This window comes from Kribbella sp. NPDC056345, from assembly GCF_042262745.1.
In the GTDB taxonomy this organism is placed as follows: domain Bacteria; phylum Actinomycetota; class Actinomycetes; order Propionibacteriales; family Kribbellaceae; genus Kribbella.
Genome location: NZ_JBHJQQ010000011.1, coordinates 34,325 through 56,835, shown reverse-complemented (window position 1 = coordinate 56,835; position 22,511 = coordinate 34,325). Strand labels below are relative to the sequence as shown.

Here is a 22,511-nt window from a genome sequence, read left to right as displayed (position 1 = left end):
CATTCTCCTCCAGTTGTCTCGGCCTCTGACAGACCATCCGCGGCCGGTGCTCTGGCGATTCATCACAAGAGCCTCAGCTGGTTATCGTCGTTCTTCTGTCGTTCGCGCTGCTGGGCGCCTGCTGTTGTAGCTGTCTCGGCCGCGGCCGAGATGCCACTACGTGTACGCAGCACTCGGGTGAAGGCGATCGAATCGGGATCGTTGTCGGGAAGCCGGTCGGCGAGGAACTGCACCGCGGCCCATAGGTAGGTATCCTCCGCCGACCGCTCCGAGGAAGCGAGGACTCCGCCCATGGCGTTGAGCCCGTCCTCGGATGCCGCGGCAAGCGCGAGCGCCACATCGATCACCGCGGAATCGCCAGTGATCTTGCCGTCGAACTGCTGCGAGGTTGTAAACCGAACTCCCTTATCCGCATCACGCACGAGGTCACGGACGGCTGCCAGGTCGAGGGACGAGGCCAGGGCCTGCCACCTCAGTTCCGACTTTGCCTGAGGCTGCCGACCATAAAGGCGGACCCACCACAGACCGAATCGGGTACGGGCGTCGAAGGTCTCGAGAGGCTGGTGGCTGATTTCGACGGCCATCGCTTCCTGCACCGCGGCGCGGGCAAGCGGCAGGAAGGTATGAATGTCAACGATCTCGCCCTTGGCATCCAGGACCTCGCTGTAGCGGCCGACGACCTCCATCGCTGGTCCTGCCGCGGCCATTAGCATGTCAGCGGGGGCCAGGCCCCACCGCTCCCAGTCGGGGTAGCGCTCCTTGACGACATCCTTGATTTCGACTTCGACTGCGCCCTTTCGGCCCGGAGGCCGACCTTCGGGCGCCGGCCGGCAGGCCATGGTCAGAGTCGTCACAATGTTGGTAAACCCGACCTTGCCTCCCGGCTCGGTTTTGGCCGGCCAGGCGCCGGTTAGAACGAGGCCGGCGTCGCGGATCGCGGTGAGTAGACGCTGCCAGACCTCTGGTTCACCGTGGCCGAAGACGATGGTCACTACCCCGTCAGCCTTTACGACGCGCTGTGCCTCGCGGAACGCCTGAGTGATCAGCTTGTCGTAGTGCTGGCGGTTGCGGTGATCGTTGTTGCTAGTGCCGCCCTTCTTGACGATGATCTCGTCCTGCTTTTCCTGCACCCCGAACTCATGGGCCGTCATGCCGAGCTCTGGCCAGGACTCAGACAGCGCGCGCTTTATCCAGACATAGAACAAGTCGCTGGCGTCGCTGTAGTCGATCATGGCGTCGTACGGTGGATCGGTGACAACGGCGGAGATGCTTCGATCCCGGAACGGAAGGCTCGTCGCGGAGCCCCGTACAACCTCGGCGTGCTGCGCGGTAGGCGGAGGCATGGTCGATTGCAACGAGCTGAAGGTGCCTGCGGCGACTGAGCGCCAGCTGCCTGGTCCATCAGCTAGGCCGACCTCGAAATAGTCGAAAGAGAAGTTGAGGCTCGACTCCGTCGCGAAGACATCGTTGACCTTATTTAGCTTCGGGTCGAGGGTGCAGCCGCGAGTGGCACGTCGGATCTTGCGGGCCAACGCCGCTGCCGCGTAGCCAGTTAGCGCTCTTACGTAGTCGTCGCTGTTGCCTCGCTTGGCCAGCTCGGAGCCGATGTCTCGGATCGCTCGGGCGAGCGCGACGAAAGAGAGGGACTGCCGAGCGTTCATCATGTCGCCGTACGTGCGGGCACCGTAAACAGTCGCCTGAATGGTCCAGGTGTTCCCGGTGGGGATCCGCTCGTCAGGCACGGCCGGCAGGAACGGGCCGAACCCCGGCTGCTCTCGGACAGCTGCACTTGCGGCTTCGATCGCGGTCACTTCCTCCGGCTCCAGCGCCCGGTAAGACTTGCCTACGTCAGGGTCGATGTCAGCGGCAAGGAGCGGGGCGTCGCCTCCCAGGCCCTCCTCAAGGATCCTCATCTGGGTTTGTCGGTCATGGGCGTGGCCGCAGAATGAACACACGGCAAGTCGCCCGTTGCTGTCGTACTTGCTTCGCCCTGGTGGCACCTGTCGCGTGGGAGCTCGCCGGGGCGCTCCGTCGTGAACTACGACATCCCAAGTTCCCGTCGCCACGTCGGCGTCGATGTAGTACGACTGCCCCGGGTCGTGGAAAGTGACCTTGGTTGTCCGATTCTTGCGGGTGCTCGGCTTGCGGAGATCCAGCTGACCGATGAGTGGGAAGTGACGGGAGCACTCCTGACAGGGGATCGTCACTGCCCACAAAGTGCCCCACGCATCGCGGCCGTTGATCGCCGGATAGTAGGAGCTCATCGCGTGCCGGTGGCGTACCTCGACCTCGTCGATGATCCGCTCGACGTCTCTCACCAGCCGTGGCGCGGTGTCGACGAGTGCTTCACTGGCCTCCCCGTACGGCAGCTCAGGCTCGTCGTCCCAGCCACGGGACGGGTAGTCAGCAAGTAGTCGTGAGGCCAAAACCGCGACAGGGCTGTAGTCGATCGCCTGTGCGGGAAGGCCGAGGCGCGCCGTCTCCAGCGGGATCATCCCACGTCCGGAAAAAGGGTCAAGGGTGCTGACACCTTCCGGTGAGCTCCTCAGGATCTCAGCACGGAGCGCGGCAGCCTTCTCGTACCGACCGGTCATCGCTTCCCGGACCAGCTGCTGCAGCCGAGCTTGCTCGGAGACATCGTCAGGCCACGGGAGGAGCGAACAGATCGTCGCCGCCTTCGCCTGGGCAGTCGGCCGCTTGGCGAACCAGGTCATGATTCCAACCTCGGCGTTGCCGCTGCCCCATCCGGACTTGCTGTTCGCCGAAACCTCGGCACAAGGGAACCATCGTTCGATCATGCGGGTCATACGTTGCTCCCGGGTGCATTCTTGAGGCTGCTACCAGGGACGCGGAAGATCGCGTCGCCGGTCATGTCGGCGGCGAACAAAGTCGCAGGATCTTCGTAGGCGCCGAACAGTCGGCCCTTACCGTCGGCGCATGCGTCGACAACGTAGAGCCAGTAGTCCTTGCGGTGTTGGGTTGCGATAAGGACTTCGTTGCCTGTCATCCGGATGCCATCACTTGCTGCGCTGCCGAGCACCCCCTTCACCTCGACGTGGCGAGCCTGGCTATTGCGACGAGCGTCGAGGTCGTAGCCGCGCCCCTCGGTGTGAACATCTTCCACGGTCCAGCCGTCGTCCTGCAGTAACTGTTGGACGTGCTTCATCGAGACCATCTCGGCGTCAATCTCAGCCTGAACGCTGGGGTCAGCGGCGGCAAGGACACGCAGTCGACCGACGAGCTTCGGTTCGGTGAGCTGGACATCAACGAGCCGCTCAAGTTCTCCCAGCCGCTCGGTGGTCTGTTTCTGAAGCCGTTTCCGGAGAGCGAGCCGCGTCTCGCGGTCTTTGATGCTGTCCGTAAGGCTGAGCGGCAGGTTGGTGAGATCCTTGCGGGCTTGGGCGAACCAGTCGGTCCGAACACTGCGGTGCTGTTCAACTGTCTCCTGGGCAACCGTGACGGCAGCTTGGCCGGCTTTGTCCTGTCGGGCGGGGTGGGGCGAGGTGCCGGGCAGGGTGGTCGGCACGAGGTTGGCGAGAGTTTCCCAGCGCACGGCGCGGGCGTTGCCGCTGTCGTCGACCTTGATCAGGGTGGCCCAAATGCTTGCGCGCTTCCCGTCGCTCTCAGTCAAGGTGGCCTCGAAGGCGTACAGGTCGTACGGGGTGAGGCTGGTTGGGTCCTCGGCAGCGCCGGATTGGTAGACATCTTCGGCAAGAGCGTGGTCGGCGAGGTTGATGAGGTCGGTAAAGCCAGGCTCGCCAGGGCCGAGGGTGATGGTGTCACCTACGTCGATGCTCTCGGCCGCCTCACGCAGAGCGTCGCCGCTCGTCGCAATGTGGACCTCGTGACCGCCACCCAAGCTAGCTGGGAGGCTGCCGCTGCTAAGGGCGAGCCGCCGGAACCCTGGGCCTGCGGCGGTGGGTTCGGCGCGCAGAAGGTTGGCGGCAGCAAGCCGGTCAAGATACGCCTCGACAATAGCTGGGTTAATACGTGCGAATAGGTCGCGCTGCAACAAGGTGAGCGCGGCAACCGCGTCGACCTGGCTCGCTAATCTGCGTTCAGTGTCGCGGACCTGGCGAGCGACCCGGGTGATCTCATTAGATTGGATTGCCTTCGCCGCATCAATTGCGGCTTGCTTCTTGGTCTCATCGTTACCGTAGAGGTCCGACAGCCATTTATCGTAATCAACGCCGGTAATTTCGGCGACTGCCGACAAGCTGTCGAACATCTGCCCACGCAGTTCGTTTGCGGCGGTGACGAAATTGTCAAGTAAGCGCAGCAGAGTTTCGCCTTCGCGGGTATCCGTGGCAACGAGATTGAACAGGAAGACATCGCGATCCTGGCCGACACGGTGAATGCGGCCCATGCGCTGCTCAAGCCGGACGAGCGACCATGGAATGTCGTAGTTGACCAAGACGTGCGCGGCCTGCAGGTCGATCCCTTCATTGCCGGCGTCGGTCGTGACAATAACCTGGAATTCACCACGCATGAAGGCTCTGCGAACCTCGTCCCGGTCAGCTTTGCTCTGGCGACCGGAGTAGAGCCGAGCGGTGTAACCCTGCGCCTGCAGTCGCCGGGCAATCCATTCTGCCGAGTCGGCATATTCGGTAAAGATGACGCCTTGCTCAGTGTTACCGGGAAGGATGCCGTGCTTGCCGAGACAGTCTTCGGTGAGTCGCTTCCACTTCGATGGCTGTCCGCTCGGGTCGTTCACCGAGGCGTCGATCTGGTCGACGAGCGCCTTGATGCCAGCCCGCTCGGCTCGACTCGCCGTGGACGCGGCATTGACGACCTTAGCCTCCTCAATCTCGCTTTCGTCTCCCTGGTCTTCTCGGTCGGCCACCAGGGCAGCCTCGGCCTCACTCATCTGTCCCATGTGGGCATACCTGCGTCGCAGCGTCTCCGCGAGAGCGTGAAGGCTCGACGCCGCACGTTTGCCGTAGACCATGCGAGCGAGAGGCTGTGCAGTGACCGGAAAGTACTGGTCGACCATGTCGAGTGCGGCCTGGTAATAGCCGTACTCGACCTGAGACAGCGGAACACTGTGATTGTGGGCTGTGCGACCTTTGAACAGGCGCGTCTGCCCGTCATAGTCGACTAGGTCCTCCTTCATGCGCCGAAGGAAGTGGATTGGCCCCGGGCGTAGTGCGCTCAGCTCAATATTTGGGTCTGTGCCGGGATCGGGGTAGATGGCAGGGTCGACCAGATGCAGCAGGTGCCGGAACAGCCATTCCTTGCCGCGGTGCGGTGTCGCGGTCATCAGCAGCGCGCGCGGGGTGTTCTTTGCCAGCAGACGACCGACCTGATGAAAGCCTGCTGCGGTCGGAGTCAGCCGGTGCGCCTCGTCAAAGACCACCAGGTCCCACCCAGCCCTGTCCGGACGGATGGCCTCTTGGACCGCGGGATTGACCGCGGCCAACTCAAGGCTGACGACCCAGAGATCGTTACTGTTGAGGGCGTTCTCTCGCACGGTGGCCGATGTGAGCTGGCGGAGCCCGCCTCCCAGGAGTCGCTGGAAGTCGTCGACCCACTTGGTCGCCAGGTTTGCCGGGCAGACGATGATCGCCCGCTTGATCAAACCAAGCCTTTGCATCTCGCGCAGGTAGAGACCAGCCATGATGGTCTTGCCTGTCCCTGGCTCGTCTGCCAGTAGGAATCGGAGCAGCGGCTGCGGCAGCATCGCGCCGTACACGGCCGTGGTCTGGTGCGCATATGGTTTGAGCGGAGTCGACGCCATCGCGCTGGACTCCGCGTTGGTTGCCGCAGCATCCATCCATCGCGTCCACATGCCCGCCAGAACCCGGGCAGAATCAGCTCTGCCATCGCTGACAAGCGCGCGCACTGTGGTCGTGTCCCCAGCAGCCAGGTTAACCTCGTGGCGCTTCTCTTCGTCGTCAACAAGGATCAGATCGAAAGACCCCAGCCGTTCACCAGGTATCACGAACCGAACTGTGGCGAAATCGGGAACGCCGGTCGCTGATACGCGGACCCGTTGCCCCTTCTCAAACATCGCTCGCCCCCCTTTCATGACGCGGGCGTCAATCTACTCCCGAGCCGTGCTGAGTGATGACCTGCCAATCTGACACCTCGCCCGGTACCCGAGCCTGAGAGTCTCCTAGCCCCCCAGGCTGGTGCCATTACAGTGCGTAGCAGTACACCTTACTAAGACCGTCCGGTAGCTTGAACCAACCCGGGCAAAGTTGCAGCGTCAAGCTTCATACTGCCCATCGCCTGGTGCCTGAGCCGCATCAGCCCGCTCAACCGGCAGCAAGGCAGGCCCGACGACCACCCTGTGGGAGGTCAGTGGCGACAACGGGCTGTCTGTCACAAAGTTTCATGCCGAGACCTCAGGTAGATGCCAACGCTCCAGTCTGTCGGCCTAGATCAGCCAACGGGGATCCAGCAAGAGCTTGCGCTGGGCGACCTTCGATAGAGGTGGCTTCGCGCCGGGTGTCTTCAGATTCTCCGCGCCGCTGGAGACTGTGATGATCGTGCGTGGCAGGATCAGCCGCATCTCCCGCAGGTTGTCGAAGTCGATGGTCTGGACCATAGCCGTCGGGGAGATCCGCTCTAGGGAGCAGAGATCTGAGCCTTCAATGAATGACGGGGCTCGGGTCCAGTCAGCATCGCAGTAGTCGAGTTTCGCCGGTAGCGGCTGCTCGAGCCTTTCGATCGAGACAGTGACGATACCGATGCCGTAGGACGTCTGCATCCTTGCCTTGGCGCCTGACTGCTGGGCAGCAATACCCTTGGCAGGGAAGTTCGGATGGCGGATCTTCTTGCCGCTCGGGTAAGCCACGCCGATGCCGATCGTCTCGACAGACTGCGGGAGGGGCGTCGCGCTGCCTTTCGGAGGTAGACCGAGCTCTCGCAGAACAGTCGTCAGCTGTTGCTGCACTGGCAGACGGGTCGGGGCGGTGGGCTGGGTCGGAGCGGGAGCCGGAGTCGCGATGATCGGGGTGCTGCTCGTCGGTGCGGGCGAGGAGTTCGACGAGCCATTACAGGCGCTCATCCCGAGGATGGTAGATGCGGCGAGAAGAGCCCCAAGGTACCGATGCTGGCCATCGAACATAGCCACCTGTAGTCGCATAGGGCCATTCTGTCGCAAGCTCGCTCCACCTTGGACGATCGTTGCGACATGTCCGAAGCAACGCGACCTGGACGACGTCACTCGCTGGAAGCGCTCGGTTTGAGCATTGCGACACAGGACGAGATTGTGTGGGCTAGAAGTCCTCCGAGGTGAAGTCGCCGTGCAGCGTATCCCAGATCGCGCCATGCAGGTTGGGGTCGTCATTCAGCGTCTGCTCAGCCGGCAACTCGGTGCTTTCGGGATCCTCTGCAGGTTGGCTCATGGTCCATTGCAGCATTCACCCGATGGGCAGACGATCCCGGTACACCCAGCGATCGTGTCAGTAGGTTGAAGACGCTGCCATCAGCCCGTCCGCTTCGTCGAGCGGCTGCGTGACAACGCCCGCAGGTGCTGCCCCCTCTGTTCGGGACGTATTTAGCTAGAGAGAACCCGTCCCTGCGGTGTAGCAAAGCTCAACCACATGTGCCGTGTCAGATTTGTGACGAGTCACCGTTGGAAGCGACGACGACCCTGTTACGGCCTGCGGCCTTGGCTGTGTACTGTGCCTCGTCGGCGGCCTTCACCAGCAACTGCAGGGTATCCGCGGCATCGGGGAACGTCGCGACGCCGACCGAGCAGGTGAGATTGTCAATCACCCTGTTATGGCCGCCTTTGCTGTGCACCGTGACGCGCAGGCCAGCGATACGGCGCCGGATGCGTTCGGCGATTTCTGCGGCGTCGGCAGGTTTGGTGCTGGGCAGTAGGACGGCGAACTCCTCGCCACCAAGGCGGCCGACAAGGTCGTCGGAACGTGTGTCTTGCTGGAGTTCCGCGGCGACAGCCTTCAGGACCTGGTCGCCAGCGTCGTGGCCGTGAGAGTCGTTGATGGGCTTGAAGTAGTCCAGGTCGACGTACAGAACGCTGAGCATGGAGTTGGTGCTGGTGGCTCGCTCGAGCTCCTTGCCCGCCATCTCGTGCCAGAAGGTCGCGTTAGCAAGACCCGTCTTGGGGTCGGTGCGGGCCGCGGTTTGAAACTGGCCCGCCAACAGGCCGTAATGGAGCCCGAGGACGGGGACGAGCAGAAGCGGACTCATCCAAGGCTGAGCCACCAGCAAGACCGCGGTTGCTGCGCCCAGGCCTAGTGAACCCAGGCCGATGAAGTGGTCGGTGAGCCGGCCGACCATCTCGCGGGCCGTCGTTTCCGGGCTGGACAGCAGCACGGCTCCGATGACGAGTCCATAGTTGACGAACCAGTACGCCAGCCCGGCGAGCACGAGCACGGCCAGCCCGGCAGGGCCGTAGGGCACGCCTGGGTAACCCCCGGGAGACAGTGCCTGCAGCACGAGGGCCGCGGCCCCCGAACCAAGAACGACGGTCGCCGTGGTGAACACGAGTCGGTAAGCCCGAACCCGGTTCAGGCGCAGCCAGGAGTGCAGATAGGTCGTCACGATCAGCCCGAACGCCAGCGGAGGCGGTAAGAGCAGCACCGCGGCGAAAGTCCACGCACCTTTCAAATTCACGTAGGGCAGGCCTTCGGCAGCGAGCTCGCGCAGCCGCTCGATCCCCCGGGCCGCCTCGATGTGAACCGCGGAGCCCACAACCAGGATCGCGAATCGGATCAGATCCGTCGAATCGATTGGGTCGACGGAGGCCGCGATCGCCGGAGCGACCAAGGCGAGGAAGTCGACTGCCAGGACGTAGCCGAGCAGGACGGGCGGGATCGTCCACAGTTCCCAGTTGCGCAGCGCGCGCGACCGGTCCGGGCGGCGACGGCCGGGCCGCCGATGCCGGATACTGATCATGGAGTAACCCCCGCCTCACGTAGGTCCCACTGCCAGGGTAAGCGTCACGTCACCGAATGTCACCGTCACCTGGCGATGCGGAGAGCCCCCTTGGGAGGAGGTGTCTGCTATGCGCAACGGCGAGTGGCACTGACATCCCCCATTTCCGATCCCGTGAACTGCCCATCAGGCCGGCGTGTGCGCACGCTGTGCCCGGGTGAACCCTGTGGCTGCACCGGCCGCGGCGATCACTCCGAGCACGCCGGCCGCCGCAACCACATGGGTGGGCCGCCACCGGTCCGCTGCCATCCCTGCCAGCAGGATCCCGACACCCTGCGCCACGATCATCACGGTGCGGGCCAGGCCGAACGCCTGGCCCCGCTGCCCGTCAGGGATGACCTGCACGAACATCACGTTCGCTTGCAGCTGATAGGCCGAAGACATTCCAGACACGAACCACAACAGCACCGTCACCACGAGATCTGGCTGAAAGGCACAGCCGATCAGGGGAGCGCAGGCTCCGATGGCCATCGGCCGGATCAGCCGGACCCGCAGCTCCGGATCCTGCCGGGTCAGCAGCAGCATCCCTGTCACCGTGCCGGCAGGGTTGGCCGCCAACAGGACCCCGACTGCCACCGCACCGGTGACCGGACCGTCGGGCAGGGCAGCGGCGTACGGCGCGGCGAGGCCCTCGACGGTGATGTAGAAACCCATCAGCGAGGCCAGCGCCACCAGGTATCGCAGACGCCGGTCTACCCACACCAGCCGGGCGCCGGCCGCGATCTGGGTCAGCCAGGAAGGGCGCTGCGCCGGGTCGCCGTCGATGGGGTGGTCACGGATCCCGAACCCGACCAGTGCTGCCGAGACCGCGAAGGTGGCCGCGTCGACCAGCAACGTCCGATGCGCCCCGAGTGCGGCGACGAGGGCGCCACCGGCAACGAAGCCGGCGACCTGAGCGAACTGCGAAGTCATGTTCGACACCGCGCTCGACTTCACGTACTGCTCGCCGGTCAGGATCGACGGCAGCAATGCGGCCCGCGCTGCCTGGAACGGCGCGGCGAACAACTGGACCACGACCAGCAGTACGCACAGCAGCCACAATGGCAGGCCGGGAATCGCCATCACCGCGACCAGCGCCATCCGGGCCAGGTCGCACACCACCATCACCCGGCGCCGCGAGAACCGGTCCGCCAGCCCCGACAGCAAAGGCCCTGCCAGCAGGTCTGGCAAGAAGGTCAGGGCGTAGGTCAGCGCCGACAGGCCGGCCGACCCGGTCCGATCAAACACGAGCACCGCGAGCGCCACCCGGGCGAGCTGATCGCCGGCCACGGAGGCCAGCTGCGCGAACCACAACGCACGGAACTCCGCGACCGCGAACACGTCGCGGTAGGTCGCCTTCGGCTGAGCTGGATCCTGACCGGGCTGCGGGGCGGGCCGGCGAGTCACCGTTTCAAACTACCCACAAATCAGGGCAGGCGCGATCGAGGGCCCGTCAGCGACCGACAGGAGTGCCGTTGACTGAGCAGGTTCAAGGCGCGCGCCAACGATCGGTAGCAATCCGGCATTCTTCGAGACCGCGTGTGTCCGCGCCGTCCCAGCCCGGTGAGCGCCTCCTCGTCAGTGTCTTCCGTCGCCCCTGCCGTCGTCGTGACAATCACCCACAAAGCGCGGAGTCGCGCGACTTCCGGTGCGACCTCGCGCCGTGAGCATCGAGTACCGCCAGCTTCAACCATCAATCCAACCCCTCCCCTGCCTCGTCTATCGTTACGGGTGCGGAGATGTTTCACCATCAGCACTGCACGAACCGGCAATGACTCACCGGTCGCGGACAGACGGCTCACAGCCTTGATGCTCCGGCGGCGGTACGGGCCTAGCAGAGAGACCGATCGGCGGATCAAGAACCTGTCCCTACACTGCGTCAGTCAACAGAGAACAGCGGGTGAGCAACTGCTGATATGTTGTTTGGCTCAGCGCCACTGGAGGGCAGCACGGGTGGACTCTAGCGATCTCCTTGCCGGACTCGATGCCATCGACTGGCCGACCCTCAGCCCGTCGCCGTATATGGGCGATGCGATCGCCCACGAGTTGCGTGCGGCGTGTGGCCCGGACTCCTACGGGCGCGAGGACGCCATGAGCCAGCTACTGCAGTTGCTCTGCGGCCGCTGCCTCCGTGATCCAGCCGTTTGGACAGCGGTGCCGTTTCTCGTCCGGCTCGCCCTGGCCGGACAGCACAATGTCCGCGCCGATGCGCTGGGAATCTTGTCGGACCTGGCCTACGGTTGCGAGCGCGGATCCAACGTGCCTACGGGGATCAACCCGGACACGCGATTCGACGAGCTCATCCAAGGTGATGATTGGTCGCTCTGCCGTGACGCCGTTCTCAAATCAGCGACAGAACTCAGTCAGCTGCTACAAGACCCAGATCCTGGCATCCGCGAGAAAACTGTCGTTCTACTGTGCCGACTACCCGAGATCGGCCAATCCAGCACGGCTCGACTCGTCACGCTGCTCACGACCGAACACGACAGAAAAGTCGTCGCTACGGCGCTCGAAGCGCTCAGCTTGCTCGCCCCCGCACGATCTGTCGAATTGCTGACCCGCTACCTCGGCACAGAAGACTGGCTCGTGCGCTGGGCCGCCGCGACTGCCCTGGCACGCATCGGCACGGCGGGCGACAACAAGACCGCTGTCCCACCACAGTTCGACGATGTGCTGATGGATCAGTTGTTTGCTGAGCTTGTGGCCTTCGCTGCGACGGACCACGTCACGGTATTCATGGACCACCATCGTGACGGTCGCTTGTACACCGACACCGCGCGGCTGCTGCTCCGTTTCGCCGACCGCCAATCCGTCGACACCATCGTGACGGCTATTGCTGACTGTCTGCAGAACTACTATCTCCCCGCACTCGACGACCTCGCGGGCGACGCGGTCATGTTCGCCTTCCAGGTCGCTCCTGAGTCAGGATCCGGACCTGCTTTTGCAGATCTCTCGCCCGCACAGCAGCGCCTGATCACCGCGCTGGCTGACCATCACCTTGCCGCGACGGTCCGGCAGTACCCGCAGCAATGGTTGACGCAAGCCCTCGCTCTGGCCCAGCTCCCGCCGCCTGGCAACGCTCTTCGCCGGTATGCGGGTCTTCCGCCCCTAGAGGTTCCACCAATCCGACCGCCGGATCGGCCGACTGGCCCGACCCTCTAACCTCCGGGCCAGGGCTCCTCACTGAGCTGGCCGGGCCCAAACGCTCAGGAATCTCGGCGCCCCGCTCCATTCCCAAGCAACATGGGGCAAGCGGTGTGGTGATATCTCCAGGCGCGCCCTCGCTACGCAAGGTGAGCTCTCACGATGATCAGCCCGGCCAACAATCCGGTCCAGCAGTTTCGACGCTATGCCTCGCTGGCCGGCCACCACGTCGGATCGTCGAGCAGACTCTCACTCTTCTGTAAACGGTGCAGCGCATCCAGCGCCGTTCCCATGCGACTCGAGTGGGCGCCGGCCGGGTCAGACGCAATCTGCGACAGAGTGTCGAGCGCTTCGCTCAGCAGGATCTGCATTAACGCGATGCTCGCGCAACTCTCCGCCTTGTCCTTCAACCGCAGAAGCCAGTCATAGTCGTAGTCCCAGATCAGCGAGCCTCCCGCGCCATGTCCACGCGCCAGATCGTCGACGTCGCGGTACGTGCGACGAGGTGTCCGTACCCGTGCCACCTCGTGGCGCGCAAGCTCGAGACACTCCAGGACTGCGGCCGCCGGCGCCAATGATCTGGGCTGGTGAGCGCACTTCACGATCCCGGACGCGTAGTGGTCCAGTAGCGCCCTTTCCCAGGGGCCTGCCGCCCACCTGTGCCGTAGCTTGTCCGCCCATGTCGACACCGCGGCCAGGTCGACGAGCTCGTGCTGTACGACGTACTGAACAGCCACCAGCTCGGCGTCAACCTCGTCAAGGCTGAGCAGCGGCGCCGTGGCGGTTGGCATGCTCGGTTGGCTCATTCAGTCAGCTCCCGATCGCAGTTCTCGCCAGCCGTTTGGCCGGCGAATGTGCTCAGTGGTCATACTCGCCGAGTGGGCGGCCCACGGCCTGCCGAACCGTGTCGTCCTCACTGCTGGGCGGCGGAGGCCTACGACGGCGATTGATCTCTCCAGATTCCATGCATCGTCACCTCGTACTCCTCGAACGGCTCCATCCCTGCCGCTGCACGCCGAGCTGCCAAACCGTCACGGTCCTCGATCGGCCGCGGCCCCAAGCCCTGGCCATTGTCGACAAACTGGGTCCCGTACAGCTGCGGCCGGCCGCTGTTGACCCTTACCCGGTCCTCGAGATAGGCGAGGTACTTCGCCTCGGCTTCGCCCACCTCGACGGCGGCTGCCATTAGTCGATGAAACATGCGCTGCTGCTCCGGCTGCATGTCCGCATGCTGCGCCAGCAACCAAGCATTCGTGGCGGCTTCCTCGCCAACTTCCGACAGCCGCGGCCAGCCCTGGGTCGTCACGAGCTCGACGAGCCAGCCAGTGTTGTCGGCATCCACCTTGCCAACAACCTCCCACAGCTCCGTGCGCGGGTTGTCTGACCAGCCCGCTACCGCGGTGCGGGCTTCTTGGTCCAACGCGGCTCGCCGCTTCAGCTCCGCCTCGAGCTCGCTACTCTCCATCATTGCGGGGCCCCTTCGCGTTCCATTCAACGAACCCGTCGCCTCGCGCACTGACCCGCACCGTCCCACCGGTCCGCAGGATCGCCGGCTGCTCCAGCTGCACCGCGCCGCCCTTCGCCGCAGCCACACTCCGAACCACCTCAGCCACGAGCTCCGGAGAATCCTTGTGCACGAGGTGTCCTGCGAAGTGCGGTACGACGAGATGACCAGACCAGCGCCGTGCCAGCTGGAGCTGGTGGCGGTGCCACCAATGGTCCAGCTCGATCAGTGACAGTGGCCGGTACTTCTCCGGCTCCTTCACGGGCAGCCAGCGCCAGATCGCCGAACCGATCACCACTGTCTCGACCTGGTGCTGTGGGCCTGGTTCGAAGTTGGCCAGCGTTGCCGGATAGGAGATACGCCATGCCTCGCCGTCCCTGCCGTCGACCAGAACCGGCTTGTCGTCGTCCAGTGCGGTGTGCAGCAGCGGGTCGCTGGCATCGACCAGCACTTGACCACTGACCTGGTCCGGCCATAACCGGGAGAACGCGTCCACGATCAGCCCGCCGATTGAATGCCCTACCAGCACCCACGGTCCCGGAACGCTCACGGCTGTTAGCAAGGCAAGCAGTTGCTCGGCGCCCCATTGAATCGGCAACGCCTCCCCTGCCGCGGTCACCTCATCGACGGGCCCGCTGCTACCGCAGCCGGCCCGGTCATACACGAACGTCGACAGTCCGTCCGGAAGGCGGTCGATCACCTCATCCCATTCCTCACCCGACCCGCCCAGACCCGATACGAACACGATGCACGGTGCATCGCCCGGCACGTACCGGTACGCCAGCTGAATGCCGTTGACGAGGTAGCTTTCGTGCAGCTCGGTCATGCAGATCCTTCAGGTAAACGGGTTCGGACGCTCGCCACGTGTCAGCCTGGCACGCGCGGCGCCGACTCGCCTGTCAACAGCGGTGTGTCAACGAACGCGGGCACGCGAAGGAGCCAGCTCGATTTCGTTCAGCTTCGACCAGGTGTAGACGCCGGCCGTTGCGTCCTGGTCGACCGCCAGTAGTTCGACCTGGTCGACTGTGAACCGCACCGGATCGCGGTCAAAGTTCAGCGCGTTGAGCTCGCCGATCAACGGGTCTGAATCGCCGTCCGCGAGCCCGTAGCCAAGACTCGCATGCGGCCGCTGCAGTGCGCCGCCGTCATGCAACGCCTGCGGACCGAGAATCTTCTCGGCAGCGGCTCGGGTGTGCCGAACCAGCTCGGTGAAGGCGGGCACTATGCCGGAGCTACGCAGGCCGAGACTGTGTACGCCGATGACCGGAGGCCCCAGGGTGAGCTCGAACGTCGGCAGATTCTCGAGCTCGGCTCGCAGTGCCGCGCCAAGGGCCGCAATGTCGGCCGCAGAAACGTCGTCTGCGTGGGCCTCCAGCAACTGGACCGTCACGTGCAGGAATTCGCGGGGTTGCACCGAGATCAGCCCGGTGTGACGGCGCATCATCGCGTGATAGTCGTCGACGTACTGCCTGACCTGCTCCGGCGCGACGACGTATACGTGAAGCTTGCCACGTTTTGACATCCACTTGGCTGGCTTCGTATCGAAAAACCGCTTCATTCAACCACTCCGTTCGTCATGGCCCAGAGGCACTGAGCCCGGCCACAAGCCTTGTGTGCTGGTCTACGGTCGGCAGGTCCAGGGTTGCCGCCAACGCCAAGGCAGTTTGGTGGGTCGTTGCTCTGTCACCCTAGTGAGCGAACTTCGCGTGAATGAATTGGTTGCCGACCTACTGCCAGATCCCCATGAAGGTCGCTCAGGTCTGTGGTCCCGCGGGTCGAGGAGCTGACGGAGGCATAAGGCCGCTTGTAAGCTGCAGCGGCCGCTGACGGCCGAGGCTTCATGGTTTAAGCAAGCCGTCGAGAAGCTCCAGTGAGACCTCCAGCGCATCTGCGATCCGTGGCTTGGCCCACAACGAGGGAGTCGTATCACCGGACTCCCATCGGGCAACAGTTGACCGTTGGACGCCGACATCTCTGGCCAGGCCCTCTTGGGTTTTGCAGATCTCCCGACGCCGGCGTACGAGCGCATACCGCCGCGACGGAGCGACCGGGTTCTGGGCGTTCTCAACGAAAGCAGCGGCTGGAATTCGTTGCGCCATGGAATCCTGCTTAACGCCTGCCAGAACGACGACTATCGGAGCGGCGCGGTCATCTTCTTCCCCGTTCTGTAGTACGGCCCTGACGGGATCGCCGCCTTGGAGTAGACGCTCGAGGTCGCGCCTTTGAACGGTGATGGCTCGGATTGCCACAGGTCCTCCTCGAAGAGCGGGTGCCTATGTCACCAGGATCCGGCAACGGCCTTCAGGGAAGTACCCCACGATGGGGTACTTCCGGCTCGTTCGGCCCTTGACAGGCCTCATTTCTCCGTCAAGTCCGATCCGAACCATGCCGACAGCGCCCGCACTTCTTCGCCAGCCCTGCGGTGGTGACCGACCAGGACACGCACTGCCTCGCGTGCCATCGGGTGGTAGCGGGTCTGCTGCGGAGCGACTGCGCGAGCTTGTTGCAGAGAGAGTAAGGCGGCGTCGCGATCGTCTATGGCAATGAAGGCCCTGGCCGCGTCAATAAGGTGGTGGCCTCGGCGGGTACGAGGCATCGACGCCGGGAGATGGAGTGCTCGAGCGCGTGCTGCCGCAACGTCGACGTGCCTCAGCTCAATCTGTGCAGCAATGTCGTGCACGGCCGTGTTCACCACTCCGAAGGTCAGGTGATAGTGAACATGATCAACACCGTTCGGCACGCGCTCTGCCATCCGGCGAGCTTCTTCGAGGTAGTAGGTCGTGGCGTTTTCATCGCGGGCACGAGAGGCCTGTGTGACCTGCCTCAGCCGGATGCTGCCTAGCAGGGTGACCGCAGCGGTCGACGGGTTGGCGCCGACGGACTCCCACAGCTGGCCGTAGGACTGCTCCAAGAGGCGTATCCCAGTGCTGTAGTCCTTGGCAATCTGGAACCCGTTGGCGCGCGTCCATTGCGCTAGGCCGATCGAAAGTGGATCCTCGGCCAGCGAGGCTGCCCAGTGAAGTCGCTCCTCCAGAATCGAGGCGAGATCCAGGTAGCCAAGGCGTGAGGCAAGGGTGTAGGCCATGTAGTAGCAGGAGGCAAGGAGACGGGCCGCATGACCTTTTGATTTGCCATCTAGCTGGTGCACGCAGGCCGTGAGCTCCTCGAGGAGCGTGGGAAGCAGTTCTCCCAATGCGGTGTACCGGGCAGCAGCTCGGTACACCGTGGCCTGGTCGACGTCGCGCGCGATGGTTTCGAGGGGCCTAGGCGCTGGCCGCCACTCGGGTGGGAGGTCGTAGGCTCGGGCGATTCCGCGGATGGCAGCGATCGGTGCGTGGACACGGGCGTCAGCTCGTTCACTGCCTCGGTAGGGCTGGCCTGTCAATTCCTCAACGGTGAGGGACAGGGTCCGCGCCGCAGTGTTCAAGAAGCCGTAGGTCGGTAGGCGTTCGCCTTGCTCGACCTTGCGGATCGCGCCGAGTGAAAGATGTGCATGGTCGGCAAACTCGCGCTGGGTGTACCCCGCGAGCTTGCGGTACGCCGCGATGCGTGACCCGACAGTCTCGTCGCTGCTGCTGGTCATCGGGCTTCTCCTCCCCTCGCGCCGAAGGATCGGCGGTCCGTCCTGTGTATCAGTGTCCTGCGCCAACCCAGTCGTTGATTCGCTGGATCACATCGGCCTGCCATGCCAGGGTCTGCGGCTGCCGGTAAGCCTTGTCGCCCGCGACAGAGAAGCCGTGACCGGCGCCTTTCACCACCATGAGCTCCGACCGCGCATTGAGTTCCTTGATCGCGTCGTAAGACGGGCCGATCGGCACCTGCTTATCGGCATCGCCATGGATCAGCAGCGTCGGAGCAATGACGTCCCCAAGCGCAGTGTGCGGTTGAAGCCAGAACACCTCGTTGAGGAAAGCACGCCCATGACGAAACGATGTCGAGTACTGCAAGAAACCAGTACTGGACAGCAAGTCGGTGTGCTCGTCGTCGAGGTGATCGTCGACCCAGTACGGGCGTCCGTCGATGGTGCGCGACTTGTAGTCGATGCGAGGGCACAACATCACCAGGCGCTCCACCTCTGCCTGGCGCTTGGCCGCGTAGTACGCACAGATGCCGCCGGCGAACGACTGCCCGACCAGCGATGTTCTCGCGGCGCCCGTCTCGGCGCGCAATACCTCGAAGCCCGCCCGGATGTCGTTCAGCAGGCCGGCGAGCGTCACGTCCTCCTGAGTACCGTCCGACTCTCCGTGCCCACGCAGGTCGAATCGAAGTGACGCGAACCCAGCGGTAGCCAGCCCATCGGCGATCCGATCAAAGAAGCCGGACTCGTGCCGAGTTACCCCACGACCATGAACCAGAAGAACGCCGACCTGCGGACCCACGTCAGGGACGACGACGTCGCCGACCAGCCGCAAGCCATCGAGCGAGCGGAACTCCACACGAGATTGCGTGGACATGGCGATCTCCTCATCGACCTGAACTTCGACGAGGCCAGTCTGCCCCACAGCCGCCGATCGTGGGGCAGAGTCCACGTTCGGCTCGGTCGTGCTCCGCGGATGCGACAGGGATGCGGCCACGGTGCGCTGTTGCATCGAGTGATCCCTGGCTTCGATGAGAGATGACAATTGTTCCCCTCATCGAGAGGCACAGCTATGACGGAACCGATCGCAGTCCTGGACAACACTGAGAGCGATCTGGACCGGCTGACAGCCGACCTGTTCGACCTCGACGTCCGCACGCTGAAAGTCCCCATGGCCTGCAGTAACAACACCGATGACGGTTGCTCGGCAAGCTGCCCGAGTGTGGGCTGCACGGGCACCTGCAAGAACTGCAAGATCTAGGGCCCTGGCGATGAAGCGCGAGCGCACATTCGCCCTGCACGCCGATTTCCCGGTCTTGGCGCGCACACCACTGCTTCCGAGCGCCCCAGACCCTCTTGCCTTGGGGCTGTCTGGCTCGCTGTTGGAGGCGATGCGATTTGCCTCGCGCTCCCTCGCCGCGGTCACCGACGACGACCTGAACACCGACAAGCGGCTTGCCACCACAGTGCATGCCTACGAGCGTCGTGCTCGAACGCGAGCGACACCGCGGGGCGCGTTTGCCGGCGTCCAGGTCGCCCAGGTGACCGACGGAGATGCCCGATTCAGTGTCGGGAGGAGCCATCGTGCCCGCAGCAACCCGGCAGCTGCCTGGCTGCAGGACATCGCCAACCAGCTCCTTGATGTCCCCGAAGTGCTCGACGTCGCGCAGTTCGCGTACAACGACCTCGCCGCGCGCCGCGGCGACCGGTACGAGCACGAATGGGTGGTCGGGTCGCTGAAACCCGAGCGAATCACGCTCCGCGCAACCCCGGCCGTCGAGCTGATCTTGGAGACGTGCCGCACGCCTGCCAGCCTGGCGCAGGTCAGCGCCGCCATCAGTGCCCGCTGGTCAGCCGTTCCGGATGAAACCGTACGAGGCACCGTGCAGAAGCTCGTCCGGACCGGGCTGCTGCTAACAGACCTGTTGCCGGATGACGTTGCGCACGATCCACTCGTACACCTCCTGGAGCGGACTCCCGCATCACACAAGCTGGTCGGGCCGCTGGTCGAGCTGCGGGATCTTCTCGGCGAGGCGGACAAATACCCGCCGGGCACGCACGAGCGCCTCGCGGCACTGGCCGAAGCCCGCGTGATCTGCGACGATCTCGCACCCTGCGAGAGCCCGATCACGGTCGATGTCGCCATCGATGCAGAAATCCAGGTCCCACGCTCGCTCCTGGCTGAGGCCGCCGCCACGGCCAGCCTGCTGTGGAGCATCACCCCCGCATCCGCGGTTCTGGCCGGCTATCACTCCCGGTTCGTCGAGCGGTACGGGGTCCAGCGGCGGATCGCCCTCCAGGAAGTCATCGACCCCGTGACCGGCCTGGGCAACCCAGACGACGACCGCGCTCCCGACCAAGCCGCAGATCCGACCCGCGCACGAATTCTCGCCGATCTGATCGCCGATGCGGCCTCCCGGAACAGCACGGAGGTCAATCTCAACGACGAGGCCGTCGCTGCACTGCGGGTCACTGGTGAGCGTGTGCCACCGAGCAGCGCCGAGATCTACGTTCAGGTCCTCTCCGAGTCGACGAGCCACCTGGCCGACGGCCACTTCATGCTGGCTGCCTACCTGGGCAGCACCGTCGACGCGGGCTCGACTCTTGGCCGGTTCTCATCGCTCCTGCAACTGTCGACTCCTCCAGTAGACCCCAACGTGCCGCTGCATGCCGAGGTTGTGGTCCGGCCCCGTCTGGCGACTCTAGCCACCGTGGCATTGCCATCCAGGTTCGCGGCACAGCGGATCTGCGTGGGCACGGTTCCCGGTGCGGGTGATCTGACTCTGTTCGACCTGGAGCTAGCTTCCGACGGGCACCGCCTCACGCTGTGGTCGCGGAGCCTCGAGCAGGAGATCAGGCCCGCTCTGTTCTCCCGCATCGGCACTGCCTACATCAGTCCGGCCGTCCGTCTGCTCCAGGATCTCGCAAACAGTGGTGCCCACCCTTGGCACACCTGGACTTGGGGACCACTCGGTGAGGCACCCTTCGTGCCTCAAGTTCGGTGGCGGAATACGATCCTGGCGCCGGCGCGGTGGCGCCTACCCCACCGGCTCATCGCGGCAATGAGCCACAAGGACGTCTGGGAATCGGAGCTCGCCCATTGGCGTACGACGGCCGTTCCGGCGCCGCCGCGCTTCGTGGTGACGCAGAACGCCGACCAGCGTCTCTTGCTCGACTTGGACGATGCCCGCGACAGCGAGCTCTTGCGCCGCTACGTCCGTCGCGGCGAGGACAGAGTCACCGCCCTGCCCGGCGGGACGGACGCAGTCCAAGCTGTCGCAGAAGGTCCAGACGGGCACCACATGCTCGAGCTCGTCGTCCCGCTCCAAGGGGCCAATAGCCATCCGGTCGGGCGTGAGAAGCTGCCCGCGCGCGGCACGCCACCGACCCTGCATCTACCGGGAGGCAGATGGCTGTCCCTCACGATCCCGTCGCCGACAATCCATCACGACGATCTACTCGAACACATCGGCCACCTGGCTGACAGGTTAGGCGGCGAAATCGACCACTGGTTCTGGCTGCGCTACGACAATCCCTCTCACGGACCGCACCTTCGTGTCCGATTCACCGGCGAACCCTCAGTGCTGAGCACAGCGGTACTACCTGCCATCTCGGGGCGCTACGCCCTGTGGATGTCACGAGGTTTGGTCGGACGCCTGATCATCGAGCCCTACGAGCCGGAGGCCGACCGCTACGGCGGGGCGGCGGCGATCGAGGTTGCCGAGAAGGTCTTTGCGGCCGACAGCGAACTCGCACTACGTCTCCTCGCCGACAGGCCGGACGACGACGGCCGGCTCGTGTTCGCTGCGCTCTCGGCCGTCGGAATCGCCCGCAACTTGACCGATCAGCCCACCACCGCCGTCGGTCGACCTCGACTGGACCGTGGCCAGCGACGACGGGTCAACAATCTCTATGCAGCCGCGTTGTCCGGGCCAGTCGCCCTGCTACCCGCACCTGTCGTGGAGCTATGGGACCGGCGCGAGGCCATGCTGGAGGTCTATCGCAGTACGGTGCCGCGCGGACGACGTGTTGACTGTGCTTCGTCGATGATTCATATGCACGCCAACCGGCTGGGCCTCGGCCGGGACCAGGAGCACGTTGCTCGTGCGCTAGCGGCCGAGCTTCTCGCCCGCGAGAGCCGATGAACACCGCACAGGCTGCTTTGGCCATCGCCGAACGACTCCTGGACCCGCAACGAGTCGCGGCGGCCGCTCCAACGCACGCAATCGCAACGCTCGCCGACGGGCTACCAGGGACCGCGCTGCTCCATGCACGCCTGTCCACAATCGATCCGGTCTTCGCCGACGCAGCCCGAGCCCACTGGACCGCGGCCGCTCAGCAAGCCCGCCCCGGCGCCTTCCAAGGCGCCGGGGTCTACGGGGCGACAGGAGGGCTCACCGCATCGCTGGTCCTCGGCTCCGCCTACCTGCCCGACCCTAAGATCATCGCGAAAACCACCGACCGATCCATCAGCTGGCTGTCGGCCCGGGCAATCGAGGTCGCTACCCAGTACGTGAACCTCGTTCAGACAGGCAACTCGGAGACGTCGTGGTACACCTACGACGCGATCTCAGGCCTGGCCGGCATCGGCCGGATCCTCCTAGCCGCCTCGGTCGACGGCAGCCCGTCAGCCGAACCAGGGCTCGTTGCCGCACTGACGGCCATGACCACCATGCTGACCGATCGAGGACGGCCCCAGCCCGGATGGTGGGTGCCGACCGAAAAGCACCCCTCGATCGCCGCCGCTCGCCTGGACCACACCGGGGCCGCAGACACAGGCCTAGCCCACGGTGTCGCCGGTCCCCTGGCGTTCCTGTCACTGGCTCACTCCGCCGGCCGCACCATCACAGGACAGCTGACAGCGATCCGAGACGCAGCCAACTGGCTCGAGCGATGGCGAACAGACGATGGTGGCTGGCCAGGCCACGTCTCGGGCAGCGAACTCACCGATGGTGCCAACGTCACCAGCCAGCACGGCCGACGTACGGCATGGTGTTACGGCACACCCGGAATCGTCCGCAGCCTGATCCACGCAGCAAGCGCGCTCAGCGATCCCGTACTGGCCGAAACGGCCCTTGCCGACCTCGGACGCCTAGACCAGGCGTACACGGGCTGGGATGCCGAAGGGCCGACACTGTGCCACGGACACGCCGGGGTCCTGCGCTGTGCGACTGGCATAGACAATGTCGTGGCTGAGCATGCAGCGGCCAAAGTCGAAAAATCGATCGAATGTGACCGGCCGTTCCTCGTGGCCCATGTCCAGCACGGCACCAGGCGTGACAACCCAGGCTTCCTGACCGGCGCAGCCGGAGTCGCCTTGGCTCTCAGTGAGCTGGCCGAGATCCCTTCGCCACCGGTCAGAACAACCTGGGATGCGCTGTTGCTCGTCGCCTGAGT

At 64.6% G+C, this 22,511-nt stretch carries 18 protein-coding genes; 5 read left to right on the top strand and 13 right to left on the bottom strand.

All coding sequences use genetic code 11. The features are described 5' to 3' along the window. Positions 1-62: 62 nt before the first annotated feature. From ACFCV3_RS32080 to ACFCV3_RS32055, 6 genes are all read right to left on the bottom strand, one after another. Complete coding sequence (locus ACFCV3_RS32080; RefSeq protein ID WP_376036306.1) at positions 63-2,807, bottom strand: hypothetical protein; 2,745 nt, start codon at positions 2,805-2,807, stop codon at positions 63-65. Then, a complete protein-coding gene (locus ACFCV3_RS32075; protein WP_376036303.1) occupies positions 2,804-6,010 on the bottom strand; it encodes a helicase-related protein in 3,207 nt (1,068 codons plus the stop codon). The genes ACFCV3_RS32080 and ACFCV3_RS32075 overlap by 4 nt, the downstream gene beginning before the upstream one ends. Before the next feature lie 369 nt (positions 6,011-6,379). Next, positions 6,380-7,090 carry a hypothetical protein gene (locus tag ACFCV3_RS32070; protein ID WP_376036300.1) on the bottom strand — a complete coding sequence of 237 codons (711 nt, stop codon included), beginning with the start codon at positions 7,088-7,090 and terminating at the stop codon, positions 6,380-6,382. A 133-nt stretch (positions 7,091-7,223) separates the two neighbouring features. Continuing rightward, positions 7,224-7,352 carry a hypothetical protein gene (locus tag ACFCV3_RS32065; RefSeq protein WP_376036297.1) on the bottom strand — a complete coding sequence of 43 codons (129 nt, stop codon included), beginning with the start codon at positions 7,350-7,352 and terminating at the stop codon, positions 7,224-7,226. A gap of 208 nt (positions 7,353-7,560) precedes the next feature. Then, positions 7,561-8,871 carry a diguanylate cyclase gene (locus ACFCV3_RS32060; protein ID WP_376036294.1) on the bottom strand — a complete coding sequence of 437 codons (1,311 nt, stop codon included), beginning with the start codon at positions 8,869-8,871 and terminating at the stop codon, positions 7,561-7,563. Between the two features lie 165 nt (positions 8,872-9,036). Continuing rightward, a complete protein-coding gene (locus tag ACFCV3_RS32055) occupies positions 9,037-10,296 on the bottom strand; it encodes an MFS transporter (RefSeq protein ID WP_376036291.1) in 1,260 nt (419 codons plus the stop codon). Between the two features lie 546 nt (positions 10,297-10,842). Between ACFCV3_RS32055 and ACFCV3_RS32050 the strand changes: the two genes are divergently transcribed. Beyond that, positions 10,843-12,051 (top strand): HEAT repeat domain-containing protein, encoded by a 1,209-nt coding sequence (locus ACFCV3_RS32050; RefSeq protein WP_376036288.1) that lies wholly within the window; start codon positions 10,843-10,845, stop codon positions 12,049-12,051. A 185-nt stretch (positions 12,052-12,236) separates the two neighbouring features. Here the strand turns inward: ACFCV3_RS32050 and ACFCV3_RS32045 are convergent, their stop codons facing one another. From ACFCV3_RS32045 to ACFCV3_RS32025, 5 genes are all read right to left on the bottom strand, one after another. Further along, entirely contained in the window at positions 12,237-12,824 is a 588-nt protein-coding gene (locus tag ACFCV3_RS32045; protein ID WP_376036285.1) for a hypothetical protein, read from the bottom strand. 143 nt (positions 12,825-12,967) lie between these two features. After that, complete coding sequence (locus ACFCV3_RS32040; RefSeq protein WP_376036282.1) at positions 12,968-13,501, bottom strand: DUF6624 domain-containing protein; 534 nt, start codon at positions 13,499-13,501, stop codon at positions 12,968-12,970. Further along, positions 13,488-14,363 carry an alpha/beta fold hydrolase gene (locus ACFCV3_RS32035; protein WP_376036280.1) on the bottom strand — a complete coding sequence of 292 codons (876 nt, stop codon included), beginning with the start codon at positions 14,361-14,363 and terminating at the stop codon, positions 13,488-13,490. The genes ACFCV3_RS32040 and ACFCV3_RS32035 overlap by 14 nt, the downstream gene beginning before the upstream one ends. Before the next feature lie 87 nt (positions 14,364-14,450). Continuing rightward, complete coding sequence (locus ACFCV3_RS32030; RefSeq protein ID WP_376036277.1) at positions 14,451-15,059, bottom strand: 2'-5' RNA ligase family protein; 609 nt, start codon at positions 15,057-15,059, stop codon at positions 14,451-14,453. A gap of 316 nt (positions 15,060-15,375) precedes the next feature. Continuing rightward, the gene (locus ACFCV3_RS32025; RefSeq protein ID WP_376036691.1) at positions 15,376-15,519 is read right to left on the bottom strand and encodes a helix-turn-helix transcriptional regulator; all 144 of its coding nucleotides are present in this window, start codon (positions 15,517-15,519) and stop codon (positions 15,376-15,378) included. On the opposite strand from ACFCV3_RS32025, the gene ACFCV3_RS32020 reads away from it, so the two are divergent. Then, the gene (locus ACFCV3_RS32020) at positions 15,496-15,708 is read left to right on the top strand and encodes a hypothetical protein (protein WP_376036706.1); all 213 of its coding nucleotides are present in this window, start codon (positions 15,496-15,498) and stop codon (positions 15,706-15,708) included. The genes ACFCV3_RS32025 and ACFCV3_RS32020 overlap by 24 nt on opposite strands. Positions 15,709-15,893: 185 nt before the next feature. Here the strand turns inward: ACFCV3_RS32020 and ACFCV3_RS32015 are convergent, their stop codons facing one another. Both ACFCV3_RS32015 and ACFCV3_RS32010 read right to left on the bottom strand, forming a co-directional pair. Continuing rightward, positions 15,894-17,120 carry a helix-turn-helix domain-containing protein gene (locus tag ACFCV3_RS32015; protein ID WP_376036275.1) on the bottom strand — a complete coding sequence of 409 codons (1,227 nt, stop codon included), beginning with the start codon at positions 17,118-17,120 and terminating at the stop codon, positions 15,894-15,896. A 49-nt stretch (positions 17,121-17,169) separates the two neighbouring features. Then, entirely contained in the window at positions 17,170-18,126 is a 957-nt protein-coding gene (locus ACFCV3_RS32010) for an alpha/beta hydrolase (protein WP_376036272.1), read from the bottom strand. 60 nt (positions 18,127-18,186) lie between these two features. Here ACFCV3_RS32010 and ACFCV3_RS32005 point away from each other — a divergent pair, with 60 nt between their 5' ends. From ACFCV3_RS32005 to ACFCV3_RS31995, 3 genes are all read left to right on the top strand, one after another. Further along, the gene (locus tag ACFCV3_RS32005) at positions 18,187-18,375 is read left to right on the top strand and encodes a hypothetical protein (protein WP_376036270.1); all 189 of its coding nucleotides are present in this window, start codon (positions 18,187-18,189) and stop codon (positions 18,373-18,375) included. A gap of 130 nt (positions 18,376-18,505) precedes the next feature. Continuing rightward, positions 18,506-21,259 carry a lantibiotic dehydratase gene (locus ACFCV3_RS32000; RefSeq protein WP_376036269.1) on the top strand — a complete coding sequence of 918 codons (2,754 nt, stop codon included), beginning with the start codon at positions 18,506-18,508 and terminating at the stop codon, positions 21,257-21,259. Then, positions 21,256-22,509, top strand: a complete 1,254-nt coding sequence (locus tag ACFCV3_RS31995) for a lanthionine synthetase C family protein (RefSeq protein WP_376036267.1) — start codon at positions 21,256-21,258, stop codon at positions 22,507-22,509. Before ACFCV3_RS32000 ends, ACFCV3_RS31995 begins: the two co-directional genes overlap by 4 nt. The last annotated feature ends 2 nt before the right edge of the window (positions 22,510-22,511 follow it).

Excerpts from the sequence above, each read along its gene's own strand:
- ACFCV3_RS32005 (WP_376036270.1), top strand. The coding sequence starts at position 18,187 with ATGACGGAACCGATCGCAGTCCTGGACAACACTGAGAGCGATCTGGAC.
- ACFCV3_RS32075 (WP_376036303.1), bottom strand. The coding sequence starts at position 6,010 with ATGTTTGAGAAGGGGCAACGGGTCCGCGTATCAGCGACCGGCGTTCCC.
- ACFCV3_RS32045 (WP_376036285.1), bottom strand. The coding sequence starts at position 12,824 with ATGCCAACCGCCACGGCGCCGCTGCTCAGCCTTGACGAGGTTGACGCC.
- ACFCV3_RS32040 (WP_376036282.1), bottom strand. The coding sequence starts at position 13,501 with ATGATGGAGAGTAGCGAGCTCGAGGCGGAGCTGAAGCGGCGAGCCGCG.
- ACFCV3_RS32070 (WP_376036300.1), bottom strand. The coding sequence starts at position 7,090 with ATGCGACTACAGGTGGCTATGTTCGATGGCCAGCATCGGTACCTTGGG.
- ACFCV3_RS32080 (WP_376036306.1), bottom strand. The coding sequence starts at position 2,807 with ATGACCCGCATGATCGAACGATGGTTCCCTTGTGCCGAGGTTTCGGCG.
- ACFCV3_RS32060 (WP_376036294.1), bottom strand. The coding sequence starts at position 8,871 with ATGATCAGTATCCGGCATCGGCGGCCCGGCCGTCGCCGCCCGGACCGG.
- ACFCV3_RS32010 (WP_376036272.1), bottom strand. The coding sequence starts at position 18,126 with ATGCAACAGCGCACCGTGGCCGCATCCCTGTCGCATCCGCGGAGCACG.
- ACFCV3_RS32035 (WP_376036280.1), bottom strand. The coding sequence starts at position 14,363 with ATGACCGAGCTGCACGAAAGCTACCTCGTCAACGGCATTCAGCTGGCG.
- ACFCV3_RS32015 (WP_376036275.1), bottom strand. The coding sequence starts at position 17,120 with ATGACCAGCAGCAGCGACGAGACTGTCGGGTCACGCATCGCGGCGTAC.
- ACFCV3_RS32030 (WP_376036277.1), bottom strand. The coding sequence starts at position 15,059 with ATGTCAAAACGTGGCAAGCTTCACGTATACGTCGTCGCGCCGGAGCAG.
- ACFCV3_RS32065 (WP_376036297.1), bottom strand. The coding sequence starts at position 7,352 with ATGAGCCAACCTGCAGAGGATCCCGAAAGCACCGAGTTGCCGGCTGAG.
- ACFCV3_RS32000 (WP_376036269.1), top strand. The coding sequence starts at position 18,506 with ATGCGATTTGCCTCGCGCTCCCTCGCCGCGGTCACCGACGACGACCTG.
- ACFCV3_RS31995 (WP_376036267.1), top strand. The coding sequence starts at position 21,256 with ATGAACACCGCACAGGCTGCTTTGGCCATCGCCGAACGACTCCTGGAC.